The organism is Nocardioides sp. (assembly GCF_004803405.1).
GTDB classification, from domain to species: Bacteria; Actinomycetota; Actinomycetes; order Propionibacteriales; family Nocardioidaceae; genus Nocardioides; species Nocardioides vastitatis.
The window spans coordinates 1-1,634 of the sequence record NZ_SSXI01000181.1; the positions used below are offsets into that span (position 1 = coordinate 1).

Consider the following 1,634-nt stretch of genomic DNA (forward strand, 5'->3'; position numbering starts at 1 on the left):
ACCCCGCCACTACGTCCGCGCGCGTCCCCGCTTCGGCCGCCGCGCGACAGGCGTCCGCCTCGACCCAGGTTCGCGGCGCGACACCCGGGCCGGCCGGGCCGCGCTGGCGGGTCGAGTTCGACACCGGAGAGTCCTTCGTGGTGGAAGGCCTCGCGATCGTCGGCCGGCGACCGGAGGCACGTGCTGGCGAGCCGGTGCGCCACGTGGTGCCGCTGAGGTCGAGCGACATGTCGCTGTCGAAGACCCACGCGCAGTTCCAGGTCGCGCCCGACGGAGCCCTGGTCGTGATGGATCGCGGCTCGACCAACGGGTCCTACGTCGTTCGCAAGGGCCTGTCGAAGGCCCTCACCCCCGGTCGCCCCAGCACCCTCCTGGACGGGGACGCCGTCCGGTTCGGGGACCGCACCATGCGGGTCGCACGCGAGCCCTAGGCCGACTCAGCGCGCGGGCGTCCACTCGCGGCGGAGCAGGCCGTAGACGGCGGTGTCGCTCCAAGTCCCGTCCCGCTCGGCGTAGTCCTCCCGTGTGTGCCCTTCGAGCTGCATCCCGATCCGCTCGCACAGCCGGGCCGAGGCGACGTTCCGCGGGTCCAGTCTGGCCATGAGTCGGTGCAGCGGGTAGTGCGCGAAGGCGAGGTCGACGAGGGCCCGGGCCGCCTCGGTCGCCAGTCCGCGGCCGCCGTGCTCGGGTGAGAACACCCAGCCCAGCTCGGCGATCGCAGGTGGGTCGGTGGGGCCGTGACGGTCCGTGAAGCGCAGCATCAGGTCACCGACGAGCGTCCCTTCGTGCTCGACGGCCAGAGCGAGGAACTCGTCCGGCACCGACGGCGCGGTCGCCGCGACCAGCCGGCTCATCCGGGCTGTCAGCGCCTCGTCGTCGAGCGACGGGAACGGGAGGTAGCGGGTCACCTCGTCGTCGCCGCAGTAGCGACCGATCGCCTCGCGGTCACCGGGCTGCACTGTGCGCAGCATCAGCCGTTCGGTGCGGACCGGCAGCGCTGGCGGCGCGAGTCGGGGCGCGGCCTCGACGCTCACCGGGTCACCACCACCGCGATCCGCGTCTCGCGTCCGGCGCCCGTGCGCCACACCACGGCGCCGTCGTCGGACCTGCGGGGCAGGCCCTCGGCCAGCACCTCGAACCGGAGCGAGGCGCCCGGGCGGAGCACCGCGGTGGCGGGCGTGACGGTGGCAGCGCCCTCGAAGCCCTCGACGCTCGCGCTGATCCTGACCGGTCGGCGTCCCACGTTCGTGAGCGTACGACGACCACGGTGCACGCCGTTGCTCAGCAGCAGGTGCGGCTGGTTGACGGTGGCGCGGTCGCCGGTGAGCCATTCCCGGTAGTGCCGGGCGGGGACGGCGGCCACCAGGCTCGGTGTGGGATGGAGCACCGCCTCGCCGGCACCGCTGCTCAGGCCGATGTCGGCCAGCGGGTGGGCCGTGGTGAGCAGCGCCGAGCGCACGCGGCCGGGCGTCGCTCCAGGTCGGCTGAGCAGGACGGCGGCCAGGCCGCTGACACGGGCGGCGGCGACCGAGGTTCCGGAGACCACGTCCCAGCCGCCGGGGACCGCCGCCATGACGGACGTGCCCTCGGCCACCAGGTCGGGCTTCAGGACGCGTGCCGCTGGGTCACCGCTG

General features: G+C 74.3%; 3 protein-coding genes. 1 reads left to right on the plus strand and 2 read right to left on the minus strand.

From position 1 onward, the window contains the following. Positions 1-431, plus strand: a 431-nt coding sequence (locus E7Z54_RS12825; RefSeq protein WP_136434277.1) for an FHA domain-containing protein, incomplete at its 5' end; no start/stop codon positions are given. Between the two features lie 6 nt (positions 432-437). Here the strand turns inward: E7Z54_RS12825 and E7Z54_RS12830 are convergent. Together E7Z54_RS12830 and E7Z54_RS12835 are read right to left on the minus strand one after the other, a co-directional pair. Next, positions 438-1,034, minus strand: a complete 597-nt coding sequence (locus E7Z54_RS12830; protein WP_206056185.1) for a GNAT family N-acetyltransferase — start codon at positions 1,032-1,034, stop codon at positions 438-440. Continuing rightward, the coding region (locus tag E7Z54_RS12835; protein ID WP_168798307.1) for a S8 family serine peptidase at positions 1,031-1,634 on the minus strand (604 nt) is incomplete at its 5' end. The genes E7Z54_RS12835 and E7Z54_RS12830, both read right to left, overlap by 4 nt.